The following is a 14954-nucleotide window of genomic DNA, read 5'->3' on the forward strand; positions in this document are numbered from 1 at the left end:
AAAATCCGGCGATGCCGATCCGATGGAACGTCCCCGAGCACGCGTCGGCCGTGGAGCGGTTGTCCGCGGCGCTCGCGACCGGGCGGGGTGCCGTCGTCCTCGGCCCGGACGGGTGCGGCAAGTCCACCTTGGCCCGGATGGCCGCCGAGGACTTCGGCCGCGACCACCCGGACAACCGCGTCCGCTGGGTGACCGGCACCCCGACCGAGCGTGCGGTGCCTTTCGGCGCCTTCGGCCACCTGGTCGAGATCGCCGACATCGGCAAGCCGGCCGCGCTGCTGCGCGCCGCCCGAGCCTCGCTGGACGGCCCTGACCAAGGGGATCTGCTGCTGGTCGTCGACGACGCCCACGACCTGGACATCCTGTCGGCAACCTTGGTGTACCAGCTGGCGCGCGCCGGCAGGGCCAGGCTGATCGTCACCGGCCGGGCCGAGTCGTCTCCCGAAGCCATCGCGGCGCTGTGGACCGATCGCCTGCTTCCCCGAATCGACATCGACCCGACCGGTGGGACGAACACGCCGGCCGAGGTCGACGCGTTCCTCACCGAAATCCCTGCCGCCGCCCGGGCGGTGCTGGAGTACCTGGCCGTCGCGGAGCCGCTGTCGTTGGCCGACCTGAGCGCCCTGACCGGCGCGGACGCGATTCGCGCGGCCACCGATTGCGGGGCGGTGGAGACGCGGGCACGCGGCGGGGAGTCGGACGAACCGGTGGTGTACACGGCCCACCCGCTGTTCGCCGCGCGGGCGCGCGGCGCGCTCGGCGCTGACGGCGCGCGGCGACGGCGCACCGAGGTGGTGCGGCTGCTGTCGCAGCATCCGCCGGAACACCTCAGCGACCGGCTGCGGTTGGCGTCGCTGGCCGTGGACAGCGACGCTCCGCAGCCGACGGCCGAGGTGGTGGCGGCCGCGCAGCAGGCGCTGCGGCTCGGCGACCTGGCCCTGGGCGAACGGCTGGCCTCCTCGGCGCTGGCGCGAACCGGCGGGTTGGCGGCGCGGCTGGCGATGGCGCACGCCCTGGGGTGGCAGGGCCGCGGCCGCGAGGCCGACGCGGTGTTGGCCGGCCTGGACCCCGCCGCGTTGACCGAAGCCGCGCTCATGGACTGGGCGCTGCTGCGCGCGGCCAACCAGTTCTGGATGCTCAGCGAGCCCGAGCGGGCCACCGCGTTTCTGCGCGCCGTCCGCAACCGGGTCGCGGACGCGGGCGCGCGCAAAACCCTCGACGCCCTGAGCGCCACGTTCGCGATGAACGCGGGCAACGTCGGGCACGCCGTGAAGGTCGCCGGCGAGGTGCTGGCAGCGCCGGACGCAGACGACCAGGCGGTGGCCTGGGCAGCCAGCGCCGCGGCGCTCTGCGCTGCGCGGCAGGGGCGTTTCGACGACGTCGAGCCGCTGGCCCAGCGCGCCCTGGCCGCCGAACATCCCGGGTTGCTGCGCTTCACCATCGGGTTGGGGCAGACCACGGCGTTGTTGATGGCGGGCCGGCTCGAGGCGGCCCGGGAACTCGCCCAGCAGTTCACCGATTTCGCCGAGTTGCAGCAGCCGGGTCGCGCGATCGGCGCGGTGCTGCTGGCCCATGTGCTGCTCGCTGACGGTGAATTCACCCGAGCCGCAGCGCTATTGGGTCCGGCGGCCGCGACGCTGGAGCGCACCGGTTATTCGTGGGGGCCGCTGTCGTTGACGTTGCTGGCCACCGCCCTGGCCCAGCAGGGTGACATTGCGGCCGCGGGAAAGACGTTGGGCAGGGCCGAGTCCCGGCACGGAACCAAGTCGGCGCTGTTCGCGCCGGAGCTAGGTGTCGCGCGGGCGTGGCGGCTGGCCTCGATGCGCGACGGGCCCGGTGCGGTGGCCGCCGTCCGTGACGCCGCCCGGATGGCCGAGCGGGGTGGCCAGCAAGCGGTGGCGATGCGCGTGTGGCATGAGGCCGTGCGGCTCGGCGACACCCGCGCGGCCGATCCCCTGGTCCGGCTATGCGACGAGATCGACTGCACAGCAGGAAAACTCGCGCTCGCCCATGCGCAGGCGCTGGCGGCCGGCGACGGTGCGGCGCTGCTGGCGGTGTCGGACGACCTGGCCGCGGTGGGGATGCGCGCGGCGGCCGCCGACGCCGCCGCGCAGGCCCAGCGATGCGGCGGCTGACCAGCCGCCGAGTGTCACGCCAGCGTGACCGCCGGCACCCGACGTCGCGCTGGCGTGACGTTCGGGGACGGACGGGCGGGGCGAATTCAGCCGCCGAGGTAGCCGCGCAGCATGTCCACCGCGGCGGTGATGTTGGCGACCGGAACGCTCTCGTCGCGCTTGTGCGCGAGGTTGGGATCGCCCGGGCCGAAGTTGACGGCCGGGATGCCCAGCGCGGCGAAACGCGCGACGTCGGTCCACCCGTACTTCGCCCGGACCTGCCCGCCGGTGGCCTCGACCAGGGCCTTGGCCGCCGGCTGCGACAGCCCGGGCAGCGCGCCCGCGGCGGCGTCGGTCTGCTCGATGTGCACGTCGAGCCCGTCGAACACCTCGTGCACGTGCTGCAGCGCCGCGGTCACCGACCGGTCGGGGGCGAAGCGGAAGTTGACCGTGACCGCGGCCGCGTCGGGGATGACGTTGCCCGCCACGCCGCCGTCGATGCGCACGGCGGACAGGCCCTCGCGGTATTCGCATCCGTCGATGTCCACGGTGCGCGCGGAGTAGGTGGCCAGCCGGTCCAGGACGGCGCCCAGCTTGTGAATGGCGTTGTCGCCCAACCACGGCCGCGCCGAGTGGGCGCGCGTCCCGGTGGCGTCGATCACGACGCGTAGTGTGCCCTGGCAGCCGGCCTCGATGTAGCCGCCGGTGGGCTCGCCGAGGATGGCCACGTCGGCGGACAGCCAATCGGGCAGCTCGCGTTCGATGCGACCCAAACCGTTTGCGGCCGCGTCGATTTCCTCGCAGTCGTAGAACACCAGGGTCAGGTCGTGGACCGGTTCGGCCACGGTGGCGGCAAGATGGAGGAAGACCGCGTCACCGGATTTCATGTCGGCGGCGCCGCACCCGTACAGGTCGCCGTTCTCGCGGCGGCTGGGCAGGTTGCCGGCGACCGGGACGGTGTCCAGGTGGCCGGCCAGCAGCACCCGCGACGGTCGCTGGCGGCGGGTGCGCGCCAGCACGGCGTTGCCGTTGCGCACGATCTCGAAGCCGGACGCCTGGGCGCGCAGCGCGGCCTCCACCTCGTCGGCCAGGCGCGCCTCGTCTCGTGATTCGCTGGGAATGTCGACCAACGCCGCGGTCAGTTCGATCGGATCCCCGCGCAAGTCCAGCACGCCCCCAAGAGTAGTGGGTCGCCTTCATTCGGTGAGCGGACGCAGAATCGCACGCCTTCGGATGCGATTCTGCGTTTGCTCGGCGGCCCAAGTAACCTGACCGCCGTGACTGGAGCTGTAGGCATCGGGCTGGCGACGCTCGCCGCCGACGGATCGATCCTCGACACGTGGTTTCCCGCACCGGAACTGATCGAATCGGGCACCGGCGGCACCTCGCGGCTCGCGTTGTCCGACATCCCCCCGGAGCTGGTGGCGCTGGTCGGCCGCGACGACGACCGCGGCACCGAGAGCATCGCGGTGCGGACGGTCATCGGCTCGCTGGACGACGTGGCCGCCGACGCCTACGACGCCTACCTGCGGCTGCATCTTTTGTCGAACCGGCTGGTGGCGCCGCACGGGCTGAACGCCGGCGGCCTGTTCGGGGTATTGACCAATGTCGTGTGGACCAACCGCGGACCGTGCTCCGTCGAGGGCTTCGAGGCCGTCCGGGCGCGGCTGCGCCGGCACGGTCCGGTGACCGTCTACGGCATCGACAAGTTCCCGCGGATGGTCGACTACGTCGTGCCCACCGGGGTGCGCATCGCCGACGCCGACCGGGTGCGGCTGGGCGCCCACCTGGCGCCGGGTACGACGGTCATGCACGAGGGTTTCGTCAATTACAACGCCGGCACGCTGGGCGCGTCGATGGTCGAGGGCCGCATCTCGGCCGGCGTGGTGGTGGGCGACGGATCCGACATCGGCGGCGGGGCATCCATCATGGGCACGCTGTCCGGCGGCGGCACCGAGGTGATCTCCATCGGCAAGCGGTGCCTGCTCGGCGCCAACGCGGGGCTGGGCATCTCGCTGGGCGACGACTGCGTCGTCGAAGCCGGCCTGTACGTCACCGCAGGCACCAAGGTCGCGACGCCCGACGGCCAGCTGCTGAAGGCGCTCGAGCTGTCCGGGGGCAACAACCTGCTGTTTCGGCGCAACTCGGTCAGCGGGGCCGTCGAGGTGGTGGCCCGCGGCGGTCAGGGCATCGCCCTCAACGAGGACCTGCACGCCAACTGAGCGCGGCACGCCGACTGAGCGCGGCACGCCAACCGAGTGCGGCTATACGTCCGCGGCGACCTTCTCCGCGGCCGGGGCGGAGCCCAGCGTCGCTCCCCTGGTTTCGGGCAGCAGATACACGGACACGAAACTGGCCACCACCAGGGTGGCCATCATGAGCCCGATCGCCCAACTGCCGTAGGTCGCCAGCAGCGTGCCGGCCAGCAGCGGCGGCACCGCCGCGCCGAGGATGCCGGCCAGGTTCATCGCCACCGCCGCGCCGCTGTAGCGGTAGCGGGTGGCGAACAGTTCGGGCACGAACGCCGCGGTGGGCCCGTTGGCCACCGCGGCGGCGCCGAACATGCCGACGATGGCGACCGCGTACAACGCCGGCTTGCCGGTGTCCAGCAGCGGGATGACCGCGAACGCCCACGGCAGGCATGCCGCCAGCCCGCACAACATCACCCGGCGTCGGCCGACCCGGTCGGAGATCCACGCCGAGAACGCGACGAACACCATGCTGCTGAGCCCGCCCAGCGCACCGATCCCCCAGATGAAGCTCCGCGAGTAGCCCAGATGGTTGTGGGCGTACATGACGAGGAAGGTGTTGCCCAGGTAGACGAAGCCCATACCGCCCAGGAAGCTGCCCGCGACGAGGACGATCTCCCGCCGCTGTAATCGCAGTAGCTCCGCGAGCGGCGCCTTGGGCACCAGGTCGCGCGCCTTCTCCGCCACGAAGAGCGGAGTCTCTTCGATGTTCAGCCGCACGTACAACGCGATGCCGATCAGCCCGCTGCTGATCAGGAACGGGACCCGCCATCCCCACGCCATGAACGCCGAGCTGTTCTCCCCCATGGTGAGGTTGACGGCCAGAAACGTCAGGCTGGCGAGGATCCCGGCGGTACCGCCACCGAGCAGCGTGAACATGCCGTACCAGCCGCGCTTGCCCGCCGGGGCGTACTCGGCGCTCAGCAAGACGGACCCCGCCCACTCGCCGCCCACCGCGAGCCCCTGCAACAGCCGCAGCACGATGAGAATCAGCGGCGCCGCCATGCCGATCGACGCCGTGCTGGGGACCAGGCCCACGCTCACCGTCGACGCGCCCATGATCAGCAGCGTGGCGACCAGCGTCTTCTTCCGGCCCAGCCGGTCGCCGAAGTATCCGAAGACGGCCGCCCCCAGCGGGCGGGACAGGAACGCGGTCGCGAACGTCGCCATGGCGGCGATGGTGGCCAGCGTCGGGCCGAGGGCCGGGAAGAACACCGCGGGAAACACCAGCGCCGCCGCGGTCCCGTAGATCAGGAAGTCGTAGAACTCGATGGCCGATCCGACGAGGCAGGCGGCCGCTATCCGCCGCATGGGGGTAGTAGGCCGATTCACGGTTACGACGGTAGGTGAAGCTTCGCGGTCACGCTCGGCGCTGACGCTGGCAACTTCCTGCGTGTCAGCCGTCGGACAGCAGCTGCTTTTTCAGCACCTTGCCCATTGCGTTGCGGGGCAGCGCGTCCACCAGGCGCACCTCGCGTGGCCGCTTGTGCACGGAAAGCTCCTGGGCGACGTAGTCGATGAGCTCACCGGAGTCCGCCGAGCCGACGACGAACGCGACGATCCGCTGGCCGAGGTCGTCGTCGGGCATCCCGACGACCGCGGCCTCCTGCACCCCGGGATGCCCGAGCAGCGCCGTCTCGATCTCGCCGGCGCCGATCCGGTAGCCGCCCGACTTGATCAGGTCGACCGATTCGCGGCCGACGATGCGGTGCATGCCGCCGCCGTCGATGACGGCCACATCACCGGTGCGGTACCAGCCGTCGGCGTCGAACGCCTCGGCAGTGGCCTCCGGCCGGTTCAGGTATCCGTCGAACATCGTCGGGCCGCGAACCTCAAGGCGCCCAACGGTTTCCCCATCGTGGGGTGCCGGGCCGCCGTTGTCGTCGAGCAGTCTGGTTTGCACGCCGGTCAGCGGCAGTCCCACCCAGCCGGCGCGTCGCTCACCGTCGGCGCGGGTCGACAGCGTGATCAGCGATTCGGATGCGCCGTAGCGCTCGACCGGCTCGTGCCCGGTCAGCCGGGCCAGCCGGTCGAACACCGGCACCGGCAGCGGCGCGCTGCCGGACACCAGCAGGCGCGCCGGGCGCAGCGCCTGGGCGGTGGCCTCGTCGGCCACCATGCGTGACCACACGGTCGGCACGCCGAAAAACAGGGTGCCGCCCGCCTCCGAGCCGGCCTGCGCGTAATTCGCCGGAGTGGGTTTTCCGGTGTGCACGAAGCGGTTTCCCACCCGCAGCGACCCGAGCAACCCCAGCACCAGCCCGTGCACGTGAAACAGCGGCAGGCCGTGCACCAGCACGTCGTCGGGCGTCCACTGCCAGGCGTCCGCCAGGGCATCGAGGTCGGCGGCGATCGCGCGCCGGCTCAGCACCACGCCCTTGGGCAGCCCGGTGGTGCCGGAGGTGTAGATGATCATCGCGGTGGCGTCGGGCGACGGCTCAAGGTAGCGGTGCCAGGACCGGGCGTGCAGCCGGACCGGGATGTGCGGCAGCCCCTCTGACTCGTCCGGGACGGGGCCGAGCCAGGCCCGCACCCCCGAATCGGTGAGCATGTGACGGCGCTCGGCCGCGCCGACGTCGGCGGGCACCGGGACGAATGGCACGCCGGCGATCAGGCAGCCGGTGACCGCCAGCACCGTCGACGCGGTCGGCGTGGCCAGGATGGCGACCCGCTCCGCCCCGGCGACCCGCTCGGCCACCGACGTCGCGGCGCCGAGGAGGTCGCTGCGGCTCAACACGGCGCCGTCGATGCGCACCGCGTCGGCGATGTCGGTGGCGGTGACCGCCGCGGGATTCAGGGACGTCAGCAGCACGTCAGCAGGCTACCCGGCTGCGGAGAGGGTCAGTCTTGCTCGTCCCAGATCTTGGTCAGGGTGGACAGGATCTCCTCGCCGCGGCCCAGGCCGCCGAGGTGGCTTTCGCCCGGCAGCACGATCAGCTCGCAGTCGGGCAGCAGGGACACGACGTGCTCGCCGTGCGCGAACGGCACGATGTGGTCGCTGTCGCCGTGCCACCAACGGACCGGCACCTTGACCTCGTCGAGCCGGAATCCCCAGTCCTGGGTGAAGAGGATGACGTCGTTGAACGGGGCCGCCAGTTGCTTGCGGCTGCCGTTGAGCAGGTCGTCGAGGAACATGGCGCCGAACTCGGGCCTGGTCAGCAGGCGCCGGTCGCCCTCAGGCGATATCGCGGCATACAGATACAGCGCGGGGTTCGCGACCGGACGGATCATCCGGACCACCAGGCTCGCGCCGATCCGCAGCGGGTCGCCGCCGAGCCGCAGCAGGGGTGCCACCCGCTTGCCCAGGTTCATCAGCCCGCTGGTGATGCCTTCGTCGCCGAGGAAGGGCGCGACGCCGCCGAGCACGCCGAGAGCAACGACCCGGTCGGGCAACACCGCGGCGGACGCGAGCGCGTACGGGCCGCCGCCGGACAGCCCGATGACGGCCATCTTGTCGATGCCGAGCGTGTCCGCGATGGTGCGCAGGTCGTCGCCGAACGCGCGGATGTTCTCGTAGCGGTGCGGAGTCGACGAGCCGATCCCCGGGCGGTCAAGGCCGATCAGGCGGATGTGGTGGTCCTCGGCGTAGACCCGCGCCTCGACCGGGATCTGCCGACGGGCGCCGGGGGTGCCGTGCAGCCAGAACATCGCCCGCCCCTGCGGATCACCGAATTCGGCGAAGCCGATCTGGCGGTCCTCGCCGACGGCGATGTTTCCTTCGAGCTTGGGGCGGGCGATCTCGATGACCATGTCAGCAGCCTCGCATGTGACGAGCCGTTTACGAAAGGCTCACAATCAGGCGCCCAGGGGCCGCTCACCGATGACTCGGTCGGCCCTCGGCCTTGCGGCCTCGTCGGCGGTCAGGCTGAGACCGCTGAGGACTTCGTCGTTGCGCTGCTCCAGGGTCGGCGGGACGGCGCGGCGGTGGCGGGCCGGCCTGGGGGTGAAGCCCGGCAAGGGGTCCCGTCATGCCGGGACCCCAATGGCCTTCACCTCCATGTATTGGTGCAGCCCGCTGATGCCGCCGCTCTCCCGGCCGAACCCGCTCAGTTTGAAGCCGCCGAACGGCGCATCACCGGGGCCGACGCCGTTGACGGCAACCTGGCCCGTGCGCATGCGCCGGGCGATCGCGACCGCCCGGTCCACATCCGTGCCCCACACGGCGCCGGACAGCCCGTAGCACGAGTTGTTCGCGATCGCGACGGCCTCGTCGTCGTCGCGGTAACGCAGCACCGACAGCACCGGGCCGAACACTTCCTCCTGCGCGATCGTCGAATCCGGTTGCACGCCGGTGAGAATCGTCGGTTCGACGTAGTAACCGACGCCCAGGCCGGACGGGCGGCCGCCACCGGTGGCCAGCGTCGCGCCGTCGCGGAGCGCGCCTTCGACGTGCGCCTGCACCCGGTCGCGTTGCGCCGCGCTGATGAGCGGGCCCATCTGCACCGTCGGGTCGGTGGGGTCACCGACCTTGACGTCGCGGGCCAGCGCGACGAGCCGGTCGACGACGTCGTCGTGCAACGAATCGGGAAGCAACAGCCGGCTGTGCAGGATGCACGCCTGCCCGGCATGCAACGAGCAGCAATCGAAGAGCATCTGCCGCAGCATGTCGTCGGTCACCTGGGTGTCGTCGAGGACGATGCTGGCCGACTTCCCGCCGCATTCCAACAGGAGCCGCTTCATGGCGTCACCCGCGGCCCGCATGACCGCACACCCGACGGCGGAACTGCCGGTAAAGCTGATCATGTCGATGCGCGGGTCCGTCGTGAGCAGCTTGGCGGCCTCGATGCCCGACGGCGTAACGACGTTGACGACGCCGGGCGGGATGTCGGTCTCCTCGTCGATGATGCGCGCGAGCGCGAGCCCGGCGAGCGGCGTCAGCGGCGAGGGCTTGAGCACGACGGTGTTGCCCGCGGCCAGCGCGTTGTTGACCTTCATGACGTTGAGGCAGTGCGGGAAGTTCCACGGCGTCAGGATCGATACGACGCCGAGGGGCTCGTGGCGCAGCAACGTCGTTCCGGCGCCGATCCCGGTGACGGGCTCGTCGATCAGCTTGGTGGCGAGCTGGGCGGCATGCATGGACATATAGCCGGCGCCGTCGATCTGCATCATGCGCTCTACTGCGACGCAGCCCCATTCGATTTGGGCCAGCGCGAAGATCTCGTCGGCGTGCTTGAGGAGCGCCTCGCCGAGCTGGTTGAGGGACCCGGCACGCTCGTCGGGGCCCATCCGGCCCCACGGCCCGGTGTCGAAGGCCGCGCGGGCGGCGGCGATCGCCGCGCCGACCTGGGTGACACTCGCGTCGGGCGCGGTGCCGATGGGCTCTTCGGTGGCCGGGTTGATGTCGTCGTAGCGACCGCCCTCCGGCTCGACCCATCTGCCGTCGATGTAGAGCTGATAGGTGTCGACAAGAGATCCCGGAGTCTGCAGCTCGGTCATACGGTTCCTCACCCGAAGGCCGGTCATCTAACCACTTGGTGTACACCTACGCCCCGGTGCCGTCAATCACGAATCACGCGAATCACGCGCTATTTTTCGGTTTCACGCCGGTATTGACACGGCAGGGCGACGCAGAGTAAACACAAGCCCGCACGACACATCATGTCAATGTGTCGGATCGTCTTGTCAGGGAGGCCGCTGTGCGGACCGCGTTTCCCGCTTCTCTGTTGCACTCCCCCGACTTCTATGCGGGCGATCCGTATCCGGCGTACCGGGAGCTGCGCGCGACGGCCCCGGTGTGCTGGAACGACGTCACCAACTTCTGGGCGCTGCTCAAGTACGAGGACATCCGCTTCGTCTCGACCAACCCGGCCACGTTCACTTCGACCCGGGGCATCACCATTCCCGACCCACAGATGGGCAACGCGGTGCAGGAGGGCAATCTCATCTTCACCGACCCGCCGCGGCACCGGCAGTTGCGCAAGCTGATCAACTCGGGGTTCACCCGGCGGCGGGTGGCCGTGCTGGAGCCCAAGATCCGCGAGATCGTCCGGGGCATTCTCGATGGCGTCCAACCGGATTCGGTCCACGAGTTCGCCGATGAAATCGCCGCCCCGCTGCCGACCCGGATGATCGCCGAGCTGATCGGTGCGCCGGCGGATGACTGGGAGCAGTTCCGGGCGTGGTCGGACGCGGCGACCGGGACGGCCGATCCGGAGATCGAGCTGGACCCGTTGGTCGCCATGGGGCAGCTGTACGAGTACTTCCAGAAGCTGATCGCCGCCAGGCGCGTGGACGCGCGCGACGACCTGCTGTCGGTGCTCGCGGGTGCGGAGATCGACGGCGTCCGGCCGACCGACGAGGACCTACTCAATTTCGCCTACCTGCTGCTGGTCGCCGGCAACGAAACCACCCGCAACCTGATCGCGCTGGGCGCGCTGGCGCTGATCGCCCACCCCGACCAGTGCCGCCTGCTGGTCGACGATCCGGGGCTGATCCCGGGCGCCGTCGAGGAAATGCTGCGCTGGACCAGCCCCGTGGTGCACATGGCGCGCACCGCGACCGCCGACGTCGAGATCCGCGGCCAGCGGATCGCCGAGGGCGACGTGGTGGTGATGCTCTACGGGTCCGCCAACCGCGACGAGGAGATCTTCGGCGCCGACTCCGAAGAGTTCCAGGTGACCCGGCACCCGAATCCGCACATCGCGTTCGGGTGCGGCGAACATTCCTGTGTCGGTGCGCAATTGGCCCGGCTGGAGGCGTGCGTGATGTTCGACGAGCTGCTGCGCCGCTTCCCCAGGCTCGAGCTGGTGGGTGCGGTGGACCGGATGCGCGCCACCATGGTGCCCGGGGTCAAGCGGATGCCGGTGCGGCTGGGGGCCTGAACCGATGGAGCTGGAGTATTCGCCCGACCAGGAGCGGCGGCGCCAACCAAATTCAGCGTGACATCATCGCCATGGCGGGATTGGGCATGCCGCGAGCCCCCCGTGACCTTCGGCCCACCGCACATTAGGAGGACATCGGTCAGTGACAGACTCAGACACCGTCAGCGCCAAGGTCAAGGCCCTCGTCGGAGGGCCGACCGGTGGCACCGGAAAACCCTCGCTGGCGCCGGACCCGGTCAACCAGCCGATGATCCGGCACTGGGCGTACGCGATGGCCGACATGAACCCCGTCTACCTCGACCCGGAGTTCGCCGAGAAGTCGCGCTTCGGGGGCATCGTGTCGCCGCCGGTGATGCTGCAGACCTGGACCATGCCGTCGCCGATCCTGGAGGGCATCGGCGAACGCGGTGGCGCCCCGATCGAAATCAAAGGCAATCCGACCGCGTTCCTCGACGAGGCCGGCTACACGAGCACGGTGGCGACCAACTCGGAGTTCGAGATCGAGCGCTACCCGCGCCTGGGCGACGTCATCAGCGCGACGACGGTGTACGAATCGGTCTCCGAGGAAAAGAAGACGGCGCTGGGCACCGGCTTCTTCTTGACCTGGCTGACCACCTACACCGACCAGAACGGAGAAGTTCTGGGGCGGCAGCGATTCCGCGTGCTGCGATTTAGGCCGGAACGCTGATGGCGACCCGACTGACGCCCGCCGTTACCAAGGACACCGAATTCTTCTGGAAGGGGTTGCGGGACAACAAGCTCCTGATCCAACGCTGCGGCGGATGCGGACGCCTGCGCCACCCGCCGCGCCCGATGTGCCCGCACTGCCGTTCCCTGGACTGGGACACCGTCGAGTCGTCGGGCCGCGGCACTGTCTACAGCTACGTGATGCCACACGAACCGAAGTTTCCGTTCTTCGAATATCCCTACGTGGTCGCGCTGGTCGAGCTCGAGGAGGGAGTGCGGCTGGTATCCAACCTGACCGGCATCGACCCGGCGGAGGTAAGGACGGGGATGCCGGTCGAGGTGTACTACCAGGGTTTCGATAACGACCTGGCGCTGCACCAGTTTCGGCCGGCCAGTTAGGCGGTGCCATGGACTTCACGTTCACCGAAGAGCAGGAGACCATCTCCCAGCTCACCCGCGACCTCTTCGAACGCGGCGGCCGGCCGACCGCGCCGCCCGCAGCGCCAAGTCGTGGGCGGCCGAGGCCGGCGCGCGCGTCGCCGCGACCGCCCAGCACGTCCACGGCGGCATCGGCATCGACACCACCGACCCCCTGCGCCGTTACTTCTTATGGGCCAAGCACAACGAACTCGCCCTCGGCCCGGCCGCGGCTCAACTGTCCCACCCTGGCGCGACGTATTCGGAAGGACTTTCATGACGACCACCGCCAGCCGCACCACCACCCTGCACTGGGCGGACATCTCCGTCGGCGACGAGGTCACCCCGCTCGAAGTCCCGATCACCACCACGATGATCGTCGCCGGGGCGATCGCCACCCGCGACTTCATGCCCGTGCACCACGACCGCGACTACGCCAACAAGCAAGGCTCACCCAACCTGTTCATGAACATCCTGACCACCAACGGCTACTGCGTGCGGTTCCTCACCGACTGGGCCGGCCCCGAAGCGATGGTCAAGAACCTGTCGATTCGCCTTGGCGTGCCGTGCTTTCCGGACGACCCGCTGCGCTTCACCGGCAGCGTCACCGGGAAGACCGAGGGCACCGGGGGTGAGAACTTCGTCGAGGTGACGTTCAAGGGCTCCAACAGCCTGGGCGACCACGTCTCGGGCACCGCGGTCCTCAGCCTGCTCGACGGGGCGCCCGAAACGAGTCAAGCGTGAGCGGCTCGCTGCCCGGTGCCGCAGCCATCGTCGGGATCGGGCAGACCGAGTTCTCCAAGGAATCCGGGCGCACCGAACTGCAATTGGCCTGCGAGGCGGTGAGCGCCGCGCTCGACGACGCCGGACTGGCACCCGGCGACGTCGACGGCATGGTCACCTTCACCATGGACACCAGCGACGAGATCGAGATCGCGCGCAACGTCGGCATCGGTGATCTGAGCTTCTTCTCCCGCGTGCACCACGGCGGCGGGGCGGCGGCCGGCACCGTCGTGCACGCCGCGATGGCCGTCGCGACCGGGGTCGCCGATGTGGTGGTGTGCTGGCGTGCCTTCAACGAGCGCTCCGGCTTCCGATTCGGCGGCAGCGGGCGCACCGACCTGGGAACCCCTTTGTTCATGGCGCATTACGCGCCGTTCGGATTGCTGACCCCTGCGGCCTGGGTCGCGATGCACGCCCAGCGTTACATGTCGACCTACGGCGTCACCAACTCCGACTTCGGCCGCATCGCCGTGGTTGACCGCGCGCACGCCGCGACGAATCCCGATGCGTGGTTCTACCAGCGCCCGATCACCCTGGAAGACCACCAGAATTCGCGCTGGATCGTCGAACCGGTGCTGCGCCTGCTGGATTGCTGCCAGGAGAGCGACGGCGGGGTCGCGCTCGTCGTCACCAGCGCGCAACGCGCCCGCGACCTGCGGCAGCCGCCGGCCATCATCACCGCGGCCGCTCAGGGCGCGGCCGCCAACGGCGAGATGATGACCAGCTACTACCGCGACGACATCACCGGCCTCCCCGAGATGGGCGTGGTCGCCAGCAGGCTGTGGCGCGACTCCGGACTCAAGCCGCAAGACATCCAAACCGCCTTCATTTACGACCATTTCACGCCGTTCGTGTTCACCCAGCTCGAAGAGCTCGGGTTCTGCGGCCGCGGCGAGGCGAAGGACTTCGCCACCGTCGAGCGGCTGTCCCTCGGTGGGGAATTCCCGATCAACACCAACGGCGGGCTGCTGGGCGAGGCCTACATCCACGGCATGAACGGCATCACCGAGGGGGTGCGCCAGGTGCGCGGCACGTCGCACAACCAGGTCGACAACGTCGAACACGTCCTGGTCACATCGGGCACCGGGGTGCCCACCAGCGGGCTGATTCTGGCGCCCTCGGACTAGAGGGTGCCGTTATGACGCAACCGGCCCAGCCCGTCGATACCCGCGAGCTGATCGTGCAGTCCGCGTACGCCTGCTTCGGCAAGCAGGGGCTGCAGAAGGCGACGATAGTCGACATCGCCAGGACGGCCGGAGTGTCGCGCAGCACCATCTACGAGTACTTTTCCGATAAGGCCGCGATCATCGAGGCGTGCGCCGAACACGCTTCCGAGCGGTTCTATCGCGAGATGTCCAAGGCCATGGGCAAGGGCGGTTCGCTTGAGGAAAAGCTCAGCCAAGCAGCCGTTTTCGTGACTCAGGCCCGCCGGTCCATCGCGTCCGAGAAGTACTTCGACGAGGACGCGGTCAGCCTGCTGCTGACCAAGGACGCCGCGGTGCTGCTACGTGAGTGCGTCGACTTCTTCGCGCCTTACCTGTCGGCCGCGCGGCTCACCGGCGAGGTGCGCAAGGATCTCGACATCGAGGCCGCCGCGGAATGGTATGCGCGCATCCTGTTCTCACTCTTCAGCACGCCGTCCTCGATGCGGGACATGGACGATCCCGAGGTGGCGGCCGAGTTCGTGCGGGCACACGTGGTGCGTGGCTTCACGGGCGAACGCGCACGGCCCAGGCGCGCGCCCTGAGTCGCTCGAATCGGCCGATCGCGACCGGTGCGACGGCTAGCATCCAGGGTGTGCGACGGATGCTGGCGCTCACCGCGATCGTGGTGGCCACGATGTCCATGATGCTGGGGTGCGGCAGGTCCGACGAGAAGCGCGC

The 14954-nt window shown here is 69.9% G+C and carries 14 protein-coding genes and 1 pseudogene; 9 read left to right on the plus strand and 6 right to left on the minus strand.

Annotated elements, in window-relative coordinates:
* The first annotated feature begins 11 nt into the window (after positions 1-11).
* The gene (locus tag A5695_RS08085; protein ID WP_068079799.1) at positions 12-2135 is read left to right on the plus strand and encodes an AAA family ATPase; all 2124 of its coding nucleotides are present in this window, start codon (positions 12-14) and stop codon (positions 2133-2135) included.
* An 86-nt stretch (positions 2136-2221) separates the two neighbouring features.
* Here the strand turns inward: A5695_RS08085 and dapE are convergent, their stop codons facing one another.
* Positions 2222-3286, minus strand: a complete 1065-nt coding sequence (dapE, locus tag A5695_RS08090; RefSeq protein WP_068079801.1) for a succinyl-diaminopimelate desuccinylase — start codon at positions 3284-3286, stop codon at positions 2222-2224.
* Between the two features lie 96 nt (positions 3287-3382).
* Between dapE and dapD the strand changes: the two genes are divergently transcribed.
* Positions 3383-4336, plus strand: a complete 954-nt coding sequence (gene dapD, locus A5695_RS08095; RefSeq protein ID WP_156749517.1) for a 2,3,4,5-tetrahydropyridine-2,6-dicarboxylate N-succinyltransferase — start codon at positions 3383-3385, stop codon at positions 4334-4336.
* A 42-nt stretch (positions 4337-4378) separates the two neighbouring features.
* On the opposite strand, the gene A5695_RS08100 is transcribed toward dapD, so the two are convergent.
* From A5695_RS08100 to A5695_RS08115, 5 genes are all read right to left on the minus strand, one after another.
* On the minus strand, positions 4379-5674 hold the full coding sequence (locus A5695_RS08100) for an MFS transporter (protein ID WP_068079803.1): 1296 nt from the start codon (positions 5672-5674) through the stop codon (positions 4379-4381).
* Between the two features lie 85 nt (positions 5675-5759).
* A complete protein-coding gene (locus A5695_RS08105; protein ID WP_068079805.1) occupies positions 5760-7175 on the minus strand; it encodes an acyl-CoA synthetase in 1416 nt (471 codons plus the stop codon).
* Positions 7176-7204: 29 nt separating this feature from the next.
* The gene (locus tag A5695_RS08110; protein WP_068079807.1) at positions 7205-8113 is read right to left on the minus strand and encodes an alpha/beta fold hydrolase; all 909 of its coding nucleotides are present in this window, start codon (positions 8111-8113) and stop codon (positions 7205-7207) included.
* A gap of 45 nt (positions 8114-8158) precedes the next feature.
* Complete coding sequence (locus tag A5695_RS28350) at positions 8159-8320, minus strand: hypothetical protein (protein WP_156749516.1); 162 nt, start codon at positions 8318-8320, stop codon at positions 8159-8161.
* A gap of 9 nt (positions 8321-8329) precedes the next feature.
* On the minus strand, positions 8330-9799 hold the full coding sequence (locus tag A5695_RS08115) for an aldehyde dehydrogenase family protein (protein ID WP_068079822.1): 1470 nt from the start codon (positions 9797-9799) through the stop codon (positions 8330-8332).
* 227 nt (positions 9800-10026) lie between these two features.
* Between A5695_RS08115 and A5695_RS08120 the strand changes: the two genes are divergently transcribed.
* The 7 genes and pseudogenes from A5695_RS08120 to A5695_RS08145 all read left to right on the plus strand — a co-directional run bounded on the left by A5695_RS08120 (position 10027) and on the right by A5695_RS08145 (position 14818).
* The gene (locus A5695_RS08120; protein WP_068079823.1) at positions 10027-11184 is read left to right on the plus strand and encodes a cytochrome P450; all 1158 of its coding nucleotides are present in this window, start codon (positions 10027-10029) and stop codon (positions 11182-11184) included.
* Positions 11185-11326: 142 nt separating this feature from the next.
* Complete coding sequence (locus A5695_RS08125) at positions 11327-11872, plus strand: MaoC family dehydratase N-terminal domain-containing protein (RefSeq protein ID WP_068079809.1); 546 nt, start codon at positions 11327-11329, stop codon at positions 11870-11872.
* On the plus strand, positions 11872-12270 hold the full coding sequence (locus tag A5695_RS08130) for a Zn-ribbon domain-containing OB-fold protein (protein WP_068079811.1): 399 nt from the start codon (positions 11872-11874) through the stop codon (positions 12268-12270). Before A5695_RS08125 ends, A5695_RS08130 begins: the two co-directional genes overlap by 1 nt.
* Positions 12271-12346: 76 nt before the next feature.
* A pseudogene (locus A5695_RS27380) lies at positions 12347-12568 on the plus strand (acyl-CoA dehydrogenase family protein); the annotation flags it as partial.
* Positions 12565-13032, plus strand: a complete 468-nt coding sequence (locus A5695_RS08135) for a MaoC family dehydratase (protein ID WP_068079813.1) — start codon at positions 12565-12567, stop codon at positions 13030-13032. The pseudogene A5695_RS27380 and the gene A5695_RS08135, both read left to right, overlap by 4 nt.
* On the plus strand, positions 13029-14198 hold the full coding sequence (locus A5695_RS08140; protein ID WP_068079815.1) for a lipid-transfer protein: 1170 nt from the start codon (positions 13029-13031) through the stop codon (positions 14196-14198). Before A5695_RS08135 ends, A5695_RS08140 begins: the two co-directional genes overlap by 4 nt.
* An 11-nt stretch (positions 14199-14209) precedes the next feature.
* A complete protein-coding gene (locus A5695_RS08145; RefSeq protein ID WP_068079817.1) occupies positions 14210-14818 on the plus strand; it encodes a TetR/AcrR family transcriptional regulator in 609 nt (202 codons plus the stop codon).
* Positions 14819-14954: the final 136 nt, after the last annotated feature.

It is taken from the genome of Mycobacterium sp. E1747 (assembly GCF_001667775.1).
Lineage (GTDB): Bacteria > Actinomycetota > Actinomycetes > Mycobacteriales > Mycobacteriaceae > Mycobacterium.

Excerpts from the sequence above, each read along its gene's own strand:
- A5695_RS08085 (WP_068079799.1), top strand. The coding sequence starts at position 12 with ATGCCGATCCGATGGAACGTCCCCGAGCACGCGTCGGCCGTGGAGCGG.
- A5695_RS08130 (WP_068079811.1), top strand. The coding sequence starts at position 11,872 with ATGGCGACCCGACTGACGCCCGCCGTTACCAAGGACACCGAATTCTTC.
- A5695_RS08135 (WP_068079813.1), top strand. The coding sequence starts at position 12,565 with ATGACGACCACCGCCAGCCGCACCACCACCCTGCACTGGGCGGACATC.
- A5695_RS08115 (WP_068079822.1), bottom strand. The coding sequence starts at position 9,799 with ATGACCGAGCTGCAGACTCCGGGATCTCTTGTCGACACCTATCAGCTC.
- A5695_RS08110 (WP_068079807.1), bottom strand. The coding sequence starts at position 8,113 with ATGGTCATCGAGATCGCCCGCCCCAAGCTCGAAGGAAACATCGCCGTC.
- A5695_RS08100 (WP_068079803.1), bottom strand. The coding sequence starts at position 5,674 with ATGCGGCGGATAGCGGCCGCCTGCCTCGTCGGATCGGCCATCGAGTTC.
- A5695_RS08145 (WP_068079817.1), top strand. The coding sequence starts at position 14,210 with ATGACGCAACCGGCCCAGCCCGTCGATACCCGCGAGCTGATCGTGCAG.